General features: G+C 59.5%; 13 protein-coding genes and 1 pseudogene. 6 read left to right on the forward strand and 8 right to left on the reverse strand.

Annotated features, from left to right (window positions below):
- Positions 1-9: 9 nt before the first annotated feature.
- The 3 genes from VY732_RS11460 to tssB all read right to left on the reverse strand — a co-directional run bounded on the left by VY732_RS11460 (position 10) and on the right by tssB (position 2,636).
- Positions 10-507 (reverse strand): Hcp family type VI secretion system effector, encoded by a 498-nt coding sequence (locus tag VY732_RS11460; protein WP_007911046.1) that lies wholly within the window; start codon positions 505-507, stop codon positions 10-12.
- 74 nt (positions 508-581) lie between these two features.
- Complete coding sequence (tssC, locus tag VY732_RS11465) at positions 582-2,063, reverse strand: type VI secretion system contractile sheath large subunit (protein WP_007911038.1); 1,482 nt, start codon at positions 2,061-2,063, stop codon at positions 582-584.
- A 30-nt stretch (positions 2,064-2,093) separates the two neighbouring features.
- On the reverse strand, positions 2,094-2,636 hold the full coding sequence (gene tssB / locus VY732_RS11470) for a type VI secretion system contractile sheath small subunit (RefSeq protein WP_064390536.1): 543 nt from the start codon (positions 2,634-2,636) through the stop codon (positions 2,094-2,096).
- 227 nt (positions 2,637-2,863) lie between these two features.
- Here tssB and VY732_RS11475 point away from each other — a divergent pair, with 227 nt between their 5' ends.
- From VY732_RS11475 to tssA, 5 genes are read left to right on the forward strand one after another with little or no spacing between them, the layout of a single operon-like run.
- Positions 2,864-3,310, forward strand: a complete 447-nt coding sequence (locus VY732_RS11475; protein ID WP_077573412.1) for a type VI secretion protein — start codon at positions 2,864-2,866, stop codon at positions 3,308-3,310.
- 46 nt (positions 3,311-3,356) lie between these two features.
- Positions 3,357-4,688 (forward strand): type VI secretion system baseplate subunit TssK, encoded by a 1,332-nt coding sequence (gene tssK / locus VY732_RS11480; protein WP_331695442.1) that lies wholly within the window; start codon positions 3,357-3,359, stop codon positions 4,686-4,688.
- A gap of 18 nt (positions 4,689-4,706) precedes the next feature.
- Complete coding sequence (locus VY732_RS11485; protein WP_331695443.1) at positions 4,707-5,471, forward strand: DotU/TssL family secretion system protein; 765 nt, start codon at positions 4,707-4,709, stop codon at positions 5,469-5,471.
- Positions 5,468-9,298, forward strand: a complete 3,831-nt coding sequence (locus tag VY732_RS11490) for a type VI secretion protein IcmF/TssM N-terminal domain-containing protein (protein ID WP_331695444.1) — start codon at positions 5,468-5,470, stop codon at positions 9,296-9,298. Before VY732_RS11485 ends, VY732_RS11490 begins: the two co-directional genes overlap by 4 nt.
- A complete protein-coding gene (gene tssA / locus VY732_RS11495) occupies positions 9,295-10,377 on the forward strand; it encodes a type VI secretion system protein TssA (protein ID WP_331695445.1) in 1,083 nt (360 codons plus the stop codon). The genes VY732_RS11490 and tssA overlap by 4 nt, the downstream gene beginning before the upstream one ends.
- On the opposite strand, the gene VY732_RS11500 is transcribed toward tssA, so the two are convergent.
- The 5 genes and pseudogenes from VY732_RS11500 to VY732_RS11520 all read right to left on the reverse strand — a co-directional run bounded on the left by VY732_RS11500 (position 10,374) and on the right by VY732_RS11520 (position 13,912).
- Positions 10,374-11,342 carry a 2-hydroxyacid dehydrogenase gene (locus VY732_RS11500; RefSeq protein WP_123593910.1) on the reverse strand — a complete coding sequence of 323 codons (969 nt, stop codon included), beginning with the start codon at positions 11,340-11,342 and terminating at the stop codon, positions 10,374-10,376. The genes tssA and VY732_RS11500 overlap by 4 nt on opposite strands.
- A 170-nt stretch (positions 11,343-11,512) precedes the next feature.
- Positions 11,513-11,941: a hypothetical protein gene (locus VY732_RS11505; protein WP_077573406.1), complete on the reverse strand. Its 429-nt coding sequence runs from the start codon at positions 11,939-11,941 to the stop codon at positions 11,513-11,515.
- A gap of 18 nt (positions 11,942-11,959) precedes the next feature.
- Positions 11,960-12,439: a DUF4822 domain-containing protein gene (locus VY732_RS11510; RefSeq protein WP_077573405.1), complete on the reverse strand. Its 480-nt coding sequence runs from the start codon at positions 12,437-12,439 to the stop codon at positions 11,960-11,962.
- Positions 12,440-12,786: 347 nt separating this feature from the next.
- Positions 12,787-13,310 (reverse strand): annotated as a pseudogene (locus tag VY732_RS11515) (cysteine hydrolase family protein).
- A gap of 218 nt (positions 13,311-13,528) precedes the next feature.
- The gene (locus VY732_RS11520) at positions 13,529-13,912 is read right to left on the reverse strand and encodes a tautomerase family protein (RefSeq protein ID WP_116031208.1); all 384 of its coding nucleotides are present in this window, start codon (positions 13,910-13,912) and stop codon (positions 13,529-13,531) included.
- A gap of 974 nt (positions 13,913-14,886) precedes the next feature.
- Between VY732_RS11520 and VY732_RS11530 the strand changes: the two genes are divergently transcribed.
- The gene (locus VY732_RS11530) at positions 14,887-16,167 is read left to right on the forward strand and encodes an HAAAP family serine/threonine permease (RefSeq protein ID WP_064117620.1); all 1,281 of its coding nucleotides are present in this window, start codon (positions 14,887-14,889) and stop codon (positions 16,165-16,167) included.
- Positions 16,168-16,254: the final 87 nt, after the last annotated feature.

A 16,254-nucleotide genomic window follows, 5' to 3' on the forward strand; every position in this document is an offset into this window, starting at 1 on the left:
AGCGCCGGGTTAGCTGACAAGCTTGTTGGCGGCCATATCCCAGGTCGACGCGGCGGTGCCTTCCTTGGTGCCGTCGTCTTTCTGTGCGGTGAGTTCCCATTTGATCTTGGTGAAGTTCAGCGACACGGTTTCCACCGGTTTGCCGCCGGTGCCGCCGCTGACGCTGACGTTGGACAGCACCACGTTGGTGAGCGTGTAGACGATAAAGGGCATCAACTGCCCGCTGCCTTCGGCGGCGTTGCGGCCGATGGTGATGATGGCTTCGGGGATCGGTTTGCCGGCGCAGCAGTATTCGTTGAGTGACGGGGTCGAGCTGTCGATAAACTTGGTCACGGTGAACTCGCCGACATGGGGTTTGCCGGAGGTGCGTTCCGAGTTGCTGACGTCGTTGGTGACTTGCATCGCCACGTTGTGGCTGTAGGACATGACTTCAATCTTGTCCGCAAAACCTTCGAGCAGGCTGTCGCCTTTGATGTCGCCGCCGAGGTCGAGAATGATTGCATCCATCGCTTGAAACTCCTGAAGGGTGTCGCGCTAAATAGAGAAAACCCCCACCGCAGCGGCGGCGGGGGCAAAGCAGGTCAGGCAGCAACCGGTGGCGGCAACGTCGCCACCAGGCGGATCGACGCGGTCAGCTCTTCGAGCTGGAAGTGCGGCCGCAGGAACACCGTCGCCCGGTAGGCGCCAGGCTTGCCGGCGACTTCGGTGACGTCCACCCGCGCTTCACGCAACGGGTACTGCGCCTTGATTTCCTGCGGCGCGTTGTCGTTGATCAGCACGTAGTCGGCGATCCAGTTGTTGAGGTAGGTCTGCACGTTGTCGCGGGTCATGAAACTGCCGACCTTGTCGCGCATGATCACCTTCAGGTAGTGGGCGAAACGCGAGGCCGCGAGCACGTACGGCAACATCGCCGAAATGCGCGCGTTGGCGTTGGCCTCGTTGGTGTTGTAGACCTTGGATTTATTGGTGGTCTGGCCGCCGAAGAACACCGCCACATCGCTGTTTTTCTTGTGGCACAGGGCGATGAAACCGAGGTCGTTAAGTTCTTTCTCGCGACGATCGGTGATCGCCACTTCGGTCGGGCATTTCAGCGACAAATCGCCGGAGCTGGTGCGGAAGGTATGTGCCGGCAGACCTTCCACCGCGCCGCCGCCTTCAGCGCCACGAATCGCCGCGCACCAGCCGTACTTGGCGAACGCTTCGGTGATGCGTTGCGACAGCGCCCACGCGGCGTTGCCCCACAGGTATTTGCTGTGGTCGGTGCCGTTGACGTCTTCGACGTAGTTGATGCCTTCCACTGGCGAGGTGTCGGGGCCGTAGGGCAGACGCAGGAGGAAATGCGGCAGCACTAGAGACACGTAACGCGAATCTTCGCTCTCACGGAACGAGCGCCACTTGATCAGTTCCTGGCTCTCGAACACCTTCGACAGATCACGCGGCACCGCCAGTTCGGTGAAGCTGTTCATGTCGAACAGGCGCGGGCTGGCGGCGGCAATGAACGGCGCATGCGCCGCGGCGGCGACGTTCGACAGTTTCTCCAGCAGGCCGATGTCCTGCGGGTGACGGCCAAAGGTGTAGTCACCGACCAACAGGCTGAACGGGTGGCCGCCGAAGGTGCCGTATTCCTCTTCATAGATCTTCTTGAACAATGCGCTCTGGTCGAACTCGACGGCTTTTTCCAGGTCGTTCTGCAACTCTTTCTGTGTGACGTTGAGCAGGCGCAGTTTCAGCCGCGTGCTGGTTTCGGTGTTCTGCACCAGCAGGTGCAGACCACGCCACGAGGCTTCGAGTTTTTGCAGGTCGGGGTGATGCAGGACCTCGTTGAGCTGGGCGCTGATCAGCTCGTCGATCTGGCTGATACGGTCGTTGATCATCGCCACGGTGTCCTTGTCGATGGCCATGCCTTCGTCGAGCACCTGGGTGGCGAATTCCGCGAGCATGTCGCGGGCGTAATCCTGCTGACTGTCATCGTGGGCCATGCGGCCGTCGAGAATGATCTGGTCGAGCAGGGAAAGTGTCTCGGTCGTACTGTCGCTGGCTTGTTTCTGAGCAGAAGCGGGCATGGCGAATTCTCCCCTCGATTAAGTGGACGATCAGGCTTGCGGTTCGGCCGGTGCCTCGGCGTCAGCGGCCGGGGTAGCGGTGTCTGGGCGGGCCGATTTGATTTCCTGCAGGCCTTCGGTGTTGGCGATGACATCGCGCAACAGCTTGTCCAGGTCATCGTTGCCGTCGAGTTTGGTCAGCAGGTCGCGCAGGCGCTGGCGGGCCTCGAACAGGCGCCGCAGCGGCGTGACTTGCTCCACCACCTTGACCGGGTCGAAGTCGTCGATGTGTTTGAAGTTGAGTTCGATATTGAGCTTGCTGTCGTCGCCGCTGAGGGTGTTATTGACCTGCAGTGTGGCGCGCGGGCTGATCGAGGCGAGCACTTCGTTGAAGTTGTCACGGTCGATTTCGGTGAAACGCCGCTCGGTCAGTTTTGCCAATGGCTCAAGCGGTTTGCCGGAGAGGTCGGCGAGAATCCCGACCACCAGCGGCAACTCCTTTTTCTCGATGGCGTTGCCGATTTCGACGTCGTAGGTGATTTGCACTCGGGGCGGGCGCACCCGGTCGAGCTTGTGTTGAGTACTTTCTGCCATGTCGGCGGACTCCGATGCGATGAGCGGGCGCAATGCATCGGGGTGGCCCGTTCATCGCTTTCCCTTGCTGGACCGTAGGTTAGAAAGGGAGGCAGATGACCTGTCGTTCCTTTGACAAACCTTCCTCATTCGGCTGTAGGAACCGAACTACCCAAGACGCTAGAACAGGTCTATAAAAATGCAAGCAAAAACATTTTTGGACAGGTTCGCGAAAAGGAAAATTCATTTTGCGTAGACGACTTTTTCTAACATTGCTGTTTGCGTCCCTGGCCGGTTGCTCGCTCTTCGGGCCGAAGGTGGACCTCGATAGCCTGACGCTCGACGTCGCTCCGAAAGCCAACGACGACACGCCGATTGCCGTGGACTTCATTGCGGTCGTCGACCCTGATCTGCTCAAGCAACTGTCCGGCATCAGTGCCAGTCAGTGGTTCGCCGAACGCGAGCAGTACCAGCGCGACTATCGCCAGCTGATGAGCGTGTGGGGACTGGAGCTGGTGCCGGGGCAATTCATCGACCGTCAACCCTTCCCGTTAGGGGGCAAGAAGGCCGCTGGACTTTTGGTTTTCGCCAGCTATACCACACCCGGAGCACACCGCTTGCGCCTCGACGATCAGAGTGAGGCGTGGCTGAAATTCGACAGCCGCGAGATGAGCCTGGTCAACACCGAACACTGACACACCACCGCTGCCGCCGGATTGCGGCCTTGTCGAAGGGAGTCGTATGAGTCTGCTACCTGACGCGGTTTGCTGGCACGAAGGCATGCAATTGCTGCCACAGCATTTTCAGTTGCAAGGGCTGCGAGCCGAAGCGCTCGGCGCGCATCTGGCGCAAGCCTGCAATCCGTGGTTCTGGGGTGTCAGCCATATGGAGTTCGATCCTTCGGCGCTGAGCGCTGGCGTGGTGCGCGTCTTGTCGCTGCAAGGGACGATGCCGGACGGCTTGCCGGTGGATTTGCAGGCCGGGATCGGGCCGGCACTGGAACTGGATGTGAGTGCGCTGATCGATGCCACCGACGATGCCACTGTCACTGTGTACCTGGCGATCAGCCCGATGTGGCGGGCCGGGCAGTTGCTGCCGCTCAAGGGCCGCTTGCAGTCGGTGGTGGGTGACGCACTGCCGGATCTCACCAGTGGTGAATTTCCTGAGTCGATCACCGTGTGGCGCCCCAATCCACGCCTGTGCACGCAACAGAACAAGGCCGATTCGATCTGTCTGCCGCTGCTGAAAATCCGCAAGGAGGGCGGTGGTTTCCTGCCGCTGTCTTATACCCCACCGACGCCGACTCTGTTGCCTGAATCGGCGCTCGGTCGACGCCTCGCCGGCCTCTGTGCGCGGGCACGGGAAAAGTGCCTGTTTCTCGGCGGCCGTTTGCGACAGGCGCAGCAGGCCGGCAATCAGGACGACGCGCTGGAAATCCGTCGGCAGTTGACCGCGCTGTGGGTTCGCCTGCCGGAAGTCGAAGGCGCGCTGAACAGCCGCATCGCCCATCCGCAAACGCTGTATGTGCACCTGCTCGGACTGGCGGGCGCGTGGTCAGCGCTGGATCCGCTGGCCGGCGTGCCGGCGTTTGCCCCGCTGGATTTTGTCGAATTGCAGCGCGGTTATGACGCGGTGCTGCAATGGCTGGAAACCACCCTCGAACTGATTCGCGCCGGCTACCGCAGCCTGCCGTTCGAACGCGGTGAGCAGAGCTTTTCGATTCAACTGCCGGACGAGCAGCCGAGTCAGCGCCTGGTCATCGGTCTGCGCATGCCCAACGGTGCCAGCGAACAAGCCGCGATCGACTGGTTGCGCGGCGCGATCATCGCTTCGGCGCCGCACATCGCGCTGCTCAGTCGTCAGCGCATGAGCGGTTTGTCCCATCAGGCCATGAGCCGCAGCGAACAGGTGGCCTATAGCGTCGGCGAGGACACCCGGCTGTTTGTGCTGACTGCAGAAGGCGCGTGGTTCGACGCGCAACTGCCGCTGATGATCGCCGCACCGGCGGCGAAGTTGACCAGCAGTCCGTGGCAAGTGGTGCTGTTTGTCGCCCAGAACAGTGAAAGCGCCTGATCACACAAGGAACGCCGTATGTCGCAAGGAAGTGCCGCAAGCCTTGGGTTGCAGGACGCACCGTTGAGCAGCGCGTTCCGCCAGACGTGGCAGCAATGGCAGCAGGACTGGGTGCAATTGCCCAAGGACAGCGAGGACGAAACGGCACTCGTGGAAACCGTTGTCGAACTCTCGACACAGGCTTCGCAGCGATTGTGGCGCACCGCTTATGCGCGGGTCGGCGATTCGGCGACCGAGCAGGTCAAGGCACTGGTGTATGCATTCGTCGCGCTGGTCGATGAAACCCTGCTGTTCACACCATGGCCCGGGCAGTCGGCGTGGCAGGACAAACCCTTGGAGTCGCGTCTGTATTCCAGTCGTCAGGCCGGCGAACAAGTGCCGGCGGCGATTCAAACCTTGCTCGACGAGCAGCAACCGACCACCCGCGATCTGGCCAATGTCTATCTGCAGTGTCTGATCCTCGGCTTCCACGGGCGTCTGCGTGGCGAACACAGCCAGGCGCAACTGGAGAAGTGGCGGCTGGCGCTGTACACCTTCGCCTGGCAGGACGATGCCAGTTACGCCGATGTCAGTCAGCGCCTGGTGCAGCCGTCGCTGACCACGCCATTGCAACTGCCGGTGCGCACGGCGCTGCCGGACGGCTTTCGCCTGGCATTGGGGATTCTGGCGATGGTGCTGTTGCTGACCGGGCTTGGCCAGTTCCTCTGGCGTGACATTCGTTCGGAGCTGGACCCGGTGCTGCAGATCATCGATTCGGTGGCGCCAGCGGAGCAAGACTCATGAGTACCCTGACGATGGTCGTGTGGGGTGTCGCACTGCTGCTGGTCGTGGTGATCATTGCGCTGGCGGTGTGGTGGTTGCGCACTCAGAGCGGCGCCGCTATCCGCAGTTTCTACGCAGCCGTGCGACAAATGGAGCAGGAGCAGGAGCAGGGCAGTCACGATCGCTATCAGATGCCATGGCTGCTGATGCTCGGCGACGAAACCCAGGGCACGCAACTGGTCAGTGAATGGCGTCTGCAACCGACCGACAAACCGGCGTGGTTCGGCCGCTGGTGGTCGGACCCGGAAGGCGCCGTGCTGGTGGTGCCGCAGGCGTTGTTTCTGCCCGACGACGGCATGCATTTGCAGCGTGGCGGCTGGTGGCGGTTGCTCGGTTTGATCTTGCGGATGCGCAGCAAGCGGCCGCTGGACGGGGTGGTCTGGCTGGTGCCGGTGAGTCGCCTGAGTAATCTCGAACAGGCTGCCAGCCTAGGGCTGGCTGCGCGCCGGCGCTTCATCGATCTGCTGCAACGTTTTGGCCTGAGTGTGCCGGTGTACGTAATCATCACCGGGCTTGAAGAGTTGCCGGGCTTCCAGGAACTGATCAGCGCGCTGCCCGACGAGGCCCGCGAACGTACCCTTGGCTGGTCGTCGCCTTATTCACGTGATGCGGTTTGGCAAGGGCAATGGAGCGATCAGGCGCTCGATCGCATCCATCGCGCTGTGGCGGAAGCGATCATCGAAATCGGCACCTTGTCCGGCCAGTTGAGCGCCGATCTGTACGCCTTGCCGGAGCGTCTGGAAACCTTGCGGCGTGGTTTGCAGAGTGTTCTGGAGCCGGTGTTTCAAGGTAACGCCCAGGGTGAAGCACCGTGTTTTCGCGGTGTCTATTTCAGCGCCAGTCAGGCCTCGGAGGATGCCAAGGATGGATTTTCCGCTGATGACAGGGGCTTGCAGCAAAGCGTCTTTGTGCGCCAGTTGTGGCGCCAGCGTCTGGTCGGCGAGCGCGGGCTGGCGCAAGGCGTGCCGCGTCTGTTGCGCTTGCGTCAGCGTTGGCAGCGGCTGACGGCCGGCGTGGCGCTGGTGGTCGGGGTGATCTGGGCGGTGGCGATGCTTTGGGTCTGGCAGGTGTCGGTCAAGGATGCCCACGAACTGGCGCGGCAGATGCAAGGCGCGCAAAAGGGCTACGTGGCGATCAGCGACGAGGCGCAGCGGGTCGACTCGACCCGACGCAACGTGCAGACCTTCTGGCGCGTGCTCGAGCGTGCGCCGCACTGGAACTATGTTTCTCTGGTGTTTCCGACGTCGTGGTTTTCCTCGCTGGACAATCAGCTTGAGCAGCAAGTCTTGCAGTCCACCCAGCGCCACATCATGGTGCCGCTGCATGACCTGTTGAGCGCGCAACTGGCACAGATCAAGGCAATCCGCAGCACCGACCGGCGCAGCAGTGTCGAAAGCGACGACCCGGCGCAGTGGCAGAACTATCTGAAGGCGAACGATCTGGTGGATCGGGCCTTGCGTCTGGAGCAGCAGAACCAGTTGTTCAATCAAGTGCAGAACAACCCGCGCGCGCCCCTGGACGACCTGGTGCAATTGAGCAACAACGCGCTGTCACTGAACCTCAACACGGGCACCTTGCCGTATGCGGCGTTCTACAATCGGCTGCTCGTGGCCGGGGAAGACGGCAGCTTGAAGGCACTGGATCTGAGCGTCGACCGGCCGCAGATCGTCAGCAACTTTTCCGGGTTGATGCAGCGCTGGCTGGATCAGTATTTCCTCGCCGACAACTTTGTCAGCAAGGCTGGCTACCTCAAATTGCATCTGGATCAACTGCAAGCCGGCAGTGGCAACAGCCTGCGGGAGCTGGAAGACCTGACCGCGCTGGTCGACGATCTGCAAGCGGCGATTGCCCTGACCAATTCGACGTGGAGTCGCGGCAAAGGCCAGGAATTGGTGCCGGGTTATGGTGACTTCCTCGCCAAGGTCGGCAAGAGCACATTGTTGGACGCGCAAGTCCAACAAGACCTCGACACGCAAGCGTCACGCTTGCAGCAGAGCTTTCGCGATCAATGGATCGCCCAGATCGGTTCGCGGGACAACCTGCTGGTGCAGCAAGTCAGCGGGCAATTGGCCTTGCAGGAACAAGTGATCAAGCTGGATAACGCGATACAGGCGCTGTTCAAGCGTGAATTCGTTTCGGTTGCTCTGCGCGACAGTGAAGACAACGTCAACCTGCAAGGCCAGACCGTAGACGGCGAAGATCTCAATGAGTCGCTGAAGTATTTCGCCGACTACAACAGCTACGTCGCTGAAGAGCTGCCGCGCATTCCGCCGGACTATCGGATTGCCCTGCTCAAAACCGCCGAACGCGCCGCCGCTCAGGCGATGTGGCTAAGCCTCAAGGATCACAACGACCAAGCGCATCCTTACGCCGTGTTCAACGTCCAGGCCGAGCAAGCCATGGCCCTGCAGAAGGCATTTGTCGAGGTGCACCGCGCGGATCTCTCCACACGCCTGCAAGCGGCCCTCAACCGTCGCGCCATGGCGCAGATTACCGGGGGGCTGGAAGACATCACCGCACAACCGATGTTCGGCGGCCGTACCGAAATCAGTCAGTGGGACGGTTCGAAAAACCTCGGCCTGCAATTGTTTGGCGCCAGTGATGTGCAGGACCTGAAGCTGAGCCTCAAGCAGCAGTTCAATACCATGCTCGGCATCACTGAGCGGCGCACGTCTTCGTTACAGTGGTTGATGACACAGCAAGCCAATCTCTCGGCGCTGGATTACGAACGCGTGACGCAGTTCAGCGCGCTGAACGATGAACTGCGTAAATACAAGGAAGCCAATCCGGCCAGCTCGCCAGCGCAGATCGAACAACTGGTCAGCCGCGATTTCATCGAAATGGACGTCAACTCCTGCCTGCAAATGTTGCAGACCGCCAACCTTGCCGGTGGGCGCGGCACCCTGGCGATGCGCGCGGTCGAGCTGCAACAGGAAGCCATGCAGCGTTGTCAGCAGTTGCAAGTGCAACAGGCGGCGGCCGCGTGGAATGAGCTGGCCAACTACTTCAATCAGTACCTCGCTGACCGGTTTCCATTCGCCAACGGCGTGCAGATGCCGGATGCCGAACCGGCGCGGGTTCAGTATTTGCTGGAGTTGATCGATAAACGCCTGCCGGTCGCCCAGGCCGGACTGGCCACGAATCAGACGCCGGAACGCGTCGCCGCTGAAGACTTTCTCAATCGTTTGAAGCAGGCCAGCACCTGGCTGACGCCGCTGTTCGTGCGCGACAAGAGCGGCATCCTCGGCGTCGAGCTCGACGTGCGCTGGCGCACCGATCGCGATAATGAACAGGGTGCCGATCAAGTGATTGCCTGGGGTTTGCTCGCCGGCAATCAGCAGATCAACTACCCGGTCGCGGCCGAGCAGCCGAGTCTGCGCTGGATGCTCGGCCAGCCGATTCGCCTGACCCTGCGCTGGGCGCGCAACGGCAAGGAACGTCCGGTCAATGATCCGCTGCAACCGAATCTGGTGGTGCGTGATCTGGAGGCCGGTTGGGAATACGGCGGGCCATGGTCGTTGCTGCGGATGATGCGTGCGCACTTCTCGGTGCAGCGTCAGCCGAGCATGGATTACACCGATTTCCCGCTGACCCTGCGCCTGCCCGTGACCGCGTCGGCCAACAGCGTCACCAGCGAATTCACGCGGATGTTCGTGCGCCTGTCATTGATGAGCCAGGGTTCGAAATTGCCGCTGTCGATTGCCCCGTTGCCCACCCGTGCGCCGCGCTCACCGTTTCAGGTGACCGGCAGCACTGTCGCCCTTGAATCGCAGAAGGAGGGCTTGTGAGCCTGCCATCGACCGCTGTGCCAGACCTGATTGATCAACTGCTCGCGCCGATCAGCGCGGATGCGCCGTGCGGTGTCGATTTGCGCTATGAGCGTGAGTTCGATCAGTTGCGCGACTTGCGCCGCGAGGATGATGCAAGCCTGCCGACCGGGGTCTGGCAGTCGACACTGAAGCGGGCGAACTGGCCGGAGGTCGAGAAACTCACCACTGCTTTATTGCTCGAACGCAGCAAGGACTTGATGCTCAGCGCCTGGCTCGGCGAAGCGTGGCTGCACCTGCACGCACTGGACGGTTTGCCCGGCAGCCTCGCGCTGATTGCCGGTTTGTGTGAGCGCTTCCCTGAACACTTGCACCCGCAGGCCGAGGAGGGCGATCAGTCGTGGCGCGTGATTCCGCTGGAATGGCTGGTGCGTCGCTACAGTGAAGTGTTGCTCACTCGCGTGCCGCTGTTCGGCACTCGCAACAGCGATTTCGAAGCTTATACCCTGGAAGTCTGGCGGCGTTTGCAGATTCAACAGGTGCAGGTCAACGACAGCAAGAATGCCAAAAACTCGGCAGAAACTGCACGCAATGAACAGAAAAAACTCAGCGACCAGATCCGTGCCACACCGCTGGCATTCTGGCTGCGCACCCAGGGCAATCTGCTGTTGAGCCTGCAACACCTGCAACGGCTCGACAGCTGGAGCAATGCTTATCTGGGTGAGCAAGGCCCGGGATTACGCCCCTTGCAGGACATCACTCAAGCGTTGCTGAAGCTGGTTCAGGAGTTTATCGCCATGCACCCACAACAACCGGCGCCGCCCGTGCCCGTGGTCGAAGCCACTGCAATCATGACGCAGCCTGAAGAGCCTGCGCCGGTTGCTCAGGTGTTTCGCGAGCCGGCCAATCGTGAGGAGGCCTATCGACAATTGCTGCTGATCGCCGAATACCTGGCCCGCACCGAACCCCATAGCCCGGTGCCGTATCTGATCCGCCGGGGAGTCGAGTGGGGCAACAAACCGCTGAGCGAGTTACTCGGTGAGCTGATCAGTGCCGACGCCGAATCGCGGCGTTTATGGACGTTGCTCGGCGTGCTTTAGTGCACACGCTGGTTGTTGAGTTTCGGTGGCAGCGCGATGGGCGTCAGCACGGGCTCGCCTGAGAAGAACGCCACGAGGTTTTTGCCTACCAGTTCGACCGTGCCTTGCGTCGCTTCCGGTGACAGGCCGGCGACGTGTGGCGTCAGCAGCACGTTACTCAGGGTTTTCAGTGCATCCGGCACTTGTGGCTCGTGGTCGAACACATCGAGTGCGGCGCCGGCGATTCTGCGTTGTTCAAGCGCAGTGATCAGATCCGCCGTAGCGATGACGCTGGCGCGGGCAATGTTGACGATGAAGCCTTTCGGCCCGAGCGCATCGAGCACCGCGCGGGTGACCAGATGTTGGGTGCCAATGCCACCGGGCGTGGCGACAATCAGAAAGTCCGAAGCCCGGGCCAGTTCGGTCGGCGTCGAGCAGAACGCATAAGGCACATCGCTACGCACCTGGCGGCTGTGGTAGCTGATTTCCATGTCGAAGCCGAGGCTCGCACGTTTGGCGATCGCCAGCCCGACGGCGCCCAGCCCGAGAATCCCCAGGCGTTTGCCGGCCAGCGACGGGCGCATGATCTTCGGCCATTCACCCCGGCGTACTGCGGCATCACACCGCGGGATATCCCGGACCAGTGCCAACAACATCGCCATCGCATGGTCAGCCACCGACGAGGCGTTGACCCCGGCGCCGTTGGTGACGGTAATGCCACGGTTGCTGGCGGCTTGCAGGTCGACCTGTTCGTAGCCGGCGCCGATGACGGTAATGATCTTCAACGCGGGCAGGGCGGCGATCTCTTCCGCCGTGAGGCCCAGCGGACCGCGGGTCAGCACCGCATCGATGCGGCTGCCTTGGGAGGCAATGGCGTGCGCACGTTCGGCGGGCGTGGGGGCGAGAATCAGGTGGAAGCCCTGATGTTCGAGGATCGGCAAATAGTCATTGATGGTTTCAACCAGTACCAGAACGGTTGCGGGCATTGCGCGGCTCCTGTGAACGTCGGCGGGTTGGTCGCGAAAGTCGTTTCAGAGTGCTGAATCCGCAGCGACTTGGCAATCGTTGTCATTCGCGCAGTGGTGCGTTGATTCTGGACGGCTTCGGACAAGAAGCAAGGCTGGCAGCACACCGGTGATCCGGTGTGCTGCCGACATCATTGAGCCGCTTGGGCTTTGGCTTGCTCAGCCATCGCGATCGGCTTGAAATCGTAGGTCGGATAGAACTCGGTGCGGTAGCTGCCCCAAGCAGTGTTTTCCAGTGCAAGATTCACTTCCGCCAGACGCGAGACAGGAAAGCGCACGGTCACGACCTGGCCGATACCCATCATGATGTTCCAGCTCACCACCTCGACTCCGGCCGGGGGAAAGGTTTTATGGAAACCCTGTTGCGCGAGCTGGGCCTTGAGTTCACTTAATGGTCGGGTTTGATCATGCTTCAGAAACACAGTCAGCATCATCGCGTTGTCGGCAGTGGCGACGGCATTTTTTGCGGGTTGGGTAGCGGTTTGTGCGCTGACCCCGGCGCAATAGACGGAAGAAATCAGTAACGCCGACATCAGCAGGTTTTTAAGTGATTTTTGCATATTGAACTCCTGGTTTTATTATTTGATGACGGACCTGGTTTCTATCGTTCCGGTATAGGGCTCGTGAACGACATGAATGCGAACGAGAGGGTTATTGTCGACCATGTCGCGGGGTACTTCCCGAGAGTAAGTGAATTCGCGGTTGTTCAATGTTTCCAGACGTCTGACCCATGTTCTGGTCGGGCCGATATCCGGCACAAGAATGTGCTGTTGCTGATCGCCGGTGACAAAGAAATAACCGCCGCCGCCGTTGTTGTACTTTGATTCGCCGGTATCGGTGTAAAAGAACTCGTATCGATTACGCTCGGGATCCCAGGTCGATATGCCAACGACGCCGGGGTACTTCGCTTTGACGTCGGTTTCAGGGGCGCCGTCGAGGTAGACCTTGGTGGTCAGCCATCGGGGCGAAGAAGCCAGCTCGCGGACGTCGGCGTTGGCGCTGGCGAGCGGGGCAAGCAGTGCGGCCAACAACAGGCCGGTCATCATGTTCTTCTGCATGCTGTGTCCTCTTGATCACACTTTAATTGTTGGTCGTTCAACTTCAGGGCGATAAAAATATAGACCTGCCGCGGAATATTGTTCAATGGCTGGGTAGTTGTTTGTAACAAATGGCTGGCATTCGGCTTTAAGTAATATTTTGTTGTTGGTTTTTTTGGCTGTTTAGGCTGTAGGAATATTCTGAAAAGTTGGTGTTCGATTTGCTTGTTTGTTGGTGTTGTCTGTAGTTGAAGTCGCTGGCACCCTTAATTAATTACACGATGCTGTAGGACAGAGGATGCCGTAACAAATGTCTGGTTGACGCAACCGCAGCAAGTCAAGTTGCGTCAACTTCAGAGTGGATTTCCTTAGAACGTCACTTCAGCGCTGTCGATCAATCGTGCAAAGGCGGCACCGAGCGTCGCGTTGTGATGTTTGATGATTGCTTCGGCCGATAGCTCGGTTGTGTCCATGCAGGTGTGGGCGTCGGTGACCAGCAGTGGTCTGAAGCCCAGATCGGCAGCGCTGCGACAGGTGCTGTCGATGCAAAACTGGCTTTTCATGCCGACCACATAGAGCTCTTCTACCTGTGCGGCTTTGAGTTGCTGCGCAGGTCAGTGCCATGGAAAGCATCGGGACGGGATTTGTCGAAGAGGGTGTCGATGTCTGCGTCCAGCTCAAGCGCTGGCAGTAATTGCCAGAAAGGACTGCCAGCGGCAATCGGTGAGCCGTCCGGGCCGGTGTGGCGCACGGCAAAGATCGGCACTTGATTCGCGCGGGCCTGAGCGACCAGGCGCTGGATGTTGGCCAGAACCCGTTCGCCCTGGTAGGGCTTTTCCGGTCCGTGGAACAGACCAACCTGCATATCGATGATCAACAGTGCTGCGGGCATGGTGTTTCTCCTTGGGGCTGCAGATGCCGCACGGACGGGAGAAACAACAAGGCCCCGTCCATTGCTGGCGGGGCCTTGGGTTTGCTGCGCTGGGTTTACCTCAGGCAGAAACACCACGACCCGCCGGTGGCGGTCGTGGTGGTACGGGTGAGTTGCAGCGCGCGAATGTTCATGGGGCCGATCATGCTGGCACCGATGCCGGGCTGTCAATCACCCGCTCAAGTGACGTATTGCGCAATGCCGTTACCGAATGACCAGTTCTCTTTTTTCACCTCCACCAGATTGATGAAGACGTCTTCCAGGCGCACCGCCAGTTGGGTGTGCAGGCTTTCGGCGATGGTTTTGAACAGCAACTGTTTCTTCTCTATCGAGCGCCCTTCGCTGATGGTGATCTGAATGAACACCACGCCATCACTGCGCTGGATCCCCAGATACTGCGGGTCGTAAACGAGGTGCTGACTGTCGTGCTCGGTGAGGATCTGGAAGTTGTCGTGCTCGGGCACATCGATACAACTGCGCAGGGCAGCGTAGATGTGCTCGCCGATGCGTTTGGCGAAAGTGGGGTCGGGGTTTTGCTGGATATCGACGCGAACCAGTGGCATGGGAAGGCTCCGCAGGGCAGGGGATTCATCTCACGCTAGATCAAGTGGGCCAAATTGAAAGAATAGGGCGCTTGATCTCTGCGCATTACCTAAAAGTCTCTATTTGAGGCGACCTACCTGATTTGAGGAATTTACCTACGAATCCGCCAGACTCGTCTGCTACCTGGCAAGTGATGAATGCGAAATCATCAGGATCCAAAGCAGCCTGTTCAGTCACTGCCAACAGCCAAGGAAGGCAAATGCTTCAGAATGATCGGGAAAATCTGGAACTCGAAAGGCTACAAAACGAATCACGCAAGCTCATTGTCGAGAGACGCAAGCTTATGGCTGAGGAAAACAAACTAAAGCGAGAGAGATTCTGGTACCCGGTAGCAGTAGGCACGGGGCTGCTAACTGCGATTACTGCTGTATTCGGAATATTGACCAGGTTTTAAATGAAGCGCTTCACCCATCATGGTTTGCGATCAGGCGTACCGGCTGCTCAATAACGTTTTACATAACAGATTGGTCTCGCGACCTAGCAAAGGACGTTAAATATGTACAGAGAAGACCCTGAAGCCAGAGTTGAACGACTTCGACGAGAGGACGCCGAGTTTGCTGAAGAGGCCAAAGGTCTGTCCCCAGCGGAGATTCGCTCAGAATTATTCAGGTTCGGTATGGGGGCAGTGTTTGCGCTGGTCGTCATCACAATCGGGACGATGATTCTTCGTGTGATCTGAAATGTTTTCCTGACGGGCGCGCTTGTCGCTGATGCGGGCCAAAAACGACATTCGACGTAGTTGTGGGCGACAGCAATTTTCCAGAAAACGACATCCCACTGATCTGCTCCGCACAACCATTCCTCAGCTAAGTCTTTGCTTCTGCTCATTTATCGCGGAGAATCGCGCCCCTGTTTCGGCCGGAGCATGTCTGTCGGTTTTTTCCGACGCGTCCTGACCGAGTGGCAAGTGACCGGAATGCGGAGATCCGACCGGATGAATGATCAGGCCAATAGCGTCGAAGAGCGCTTTGATGCAGCAGCACCCGCTGAACTTTCGAGCTGGAATCGCCAGGACACCACCTGGATGTTGGGGTTGTTTGGAACGGCCATTGGCGCCGGTACCCTGTATTTGCCGATCAACGCAGGCTTGGGTGGCTTCTGGCCGCTGGTGGTCCTTGCGCTGTTGGCGTTCCCGATGACGTTCTACGCTCACCGCGGTCTGACCCGTTTTGTGCTTTCCGGTCGCGAAGGCGCCGACATCACTGAAGTGGTCGAACAGCATTTTGGCATCAAGGCTGGTGCGTTGATCACGCTGCTTTATTTCTTTGCGATCTTCCCGATCCTGCTGATCTACAGCGTCGGCTTGACCAACACGGTCGCCAGTTTCCTTGAGCATCAATTGCACATCACACCGCCGCCACGTGCGCTGCTGTCGTTCGTGCTGATTCTTGGTTTGCTGGCTGTGGTGCGTTGCGGCCAGGAGGCGATCGTCAAGGCGATGAGCCTAATGGTGTACCCGTTCATCGTCGCGCTGCTGTTTCTGGCGGTATATCTGATTCCGCACTGGAACGGCGGCATCCTGACCACCGTTTCGCAGGTGCCGCCGCCGTCGGCGCTGCTGCACACGCTGTGGCTGGCGATTCCGGTGATGGTGTTCTCGTTCAACCATTCGCCGATCATTTCGGCGTTTGCAGTGGATCAGAAGCGTCAGTACGGCGTGCATGCCGATGAGCGCAGCTCGCAGATCCTGTTCCGCGCCCATGCATTGATGGTGCTGATGGTGCTGTTCTTCGTCTTCAGTTGCGTGCTGACGTTGTCGCCGGAGCAATTGGCGGAAGCCAAAGAGCAGAATCTGTCGATCCTGTCGTACCTGGCCAACCACTTCAACAATCCGACCATTGAGTTCGCCGCGCCGTTGATCGCGTTTGTGGCGATCTCCAAGTCGTTCCTCGGTCACTACATCGGCGCCAGTGAGGGCCTGAAAGGCTTGATCGTGAAGAGCGGCAAGCGTCCGAGCGCCAAGGCACTGGATCGCATCGTGGCGGCGTTCATGCTGGTGATCTGCTGGATCATCGCGACCCTGAATCCGAGCATTCTGGGCATGATCGAAACCGTCGGCGGCCCGGTAATCGCGGCGATTCTGTTCCTGATGCCGATGTATGCGATTCGCAAGATTCCGGCGATGGCGCGCTATCGTGGTCAGGCCTCTAACGTGTTTGTAACGGCGGTAGGTCTGGTAGCGATTTCGGCACTGGTTTACAAGCTGACGATGTAAAAGTTCGCAGCCTGCGGCAGCCACTGCCTGAATCCCTGAGCAGACGCTGCACAAGGCTGCGATCTTTTGTTTTTGAGCTACAGTACG

The sequence above is a fragment of the Pseudomonas sp. ZY71 genome (assembly GCF_036542145.1).
Classification (GTDB): Bacteria; Pseudomonadota; Gammaproteobacteria; order Pseudomonadales; family Pseudomonadaceae; genus Aquipseudomonas; species Aquipseudomonas koreensis_A.